Origin of the sequence: Hyunsoonleella aestuarii, from assembly GCF_006148925.1 — a bacterium.
Lineage (GTDB): Bacteria > Bacteroidota > Bacteroidia > Flavobacteriales > Flavobacteriaceae > Algibacter_D > Algibacter_D aestuarii.
The window spans coordinates 1-648 of record NZ_VAWB01000008.1 but is presented as its reverse complement, the minus strand read 5'-3'; the positions used below and the strand labels follow the sequence as shown (position 1 = coordinate 648).

The 648-nt window shown below is 34.6% G+C and carries 1 protein-coding gene; it reads right to left on the bottom strand.

Features of this window, described 5'->3' with window-relative positions:
• Positions 1 to 2: 2 nt before the first annotated feature.
• Positions 3 to 648, bottom strand: a 646-nt coding sequence (locus FEF17_RS14235) for a class I SAM-dependent methyltransferase (protein ID WP_139003093.1), incomplete at its 5' end; no start/stop codon positions are given.

The window sequence follows — 648 nt, the reverse complement described above, 5'->3', positions numbered from 1 at the left end:
TTTTAAGACTTGGTTGCCTTTAATGTGAAAATCAGTGGGTATAATTTTTCCTTTGTAACATACATACCAGATTCGGTTTTAATTAAATCTGGTAACACATCATAAGGGCTTTCATCAAATTCTTTAAGATATTCAATATGTAAACCTGCCTCGGTTAAAGCTGAAACTATTTCTCCTAGTCCATGATTCCATCCGTATTCCTTACTTATCATTTTTGACCCTTCTTCCGCATACGTACCTTCATATTCTTCATATATAACTTCATCCTGCATATATCCATATCTAATTTGAGGCTCATCTTCAAGATAATCGAACATCCAAATTATGGGATGAAATTCTGCTATATAAAAAGTGCCCCCTTTCTTTAATTTTTCAGCTATCATTTGCCCCCAAGGTTTTAAATCCGGCAACCAACCAATTACTCCGTAGCTGGTATAAACAATATCGAAGGAGTCTTTTACATATTTTGAGGTATCTAACACATTACAACACAAAAAATCGGCATCTAAACCTAAATCGTCATTTAAATGCTTCGCAAGCTTAATACCTTGGTCACTCAAATCAATTCCTAAACATTTTGCTCCCATCCTACTCCAACTTAATGTATCCTGACCAAAATGACATTGCAAATGCAAAAGCGATTTTCCT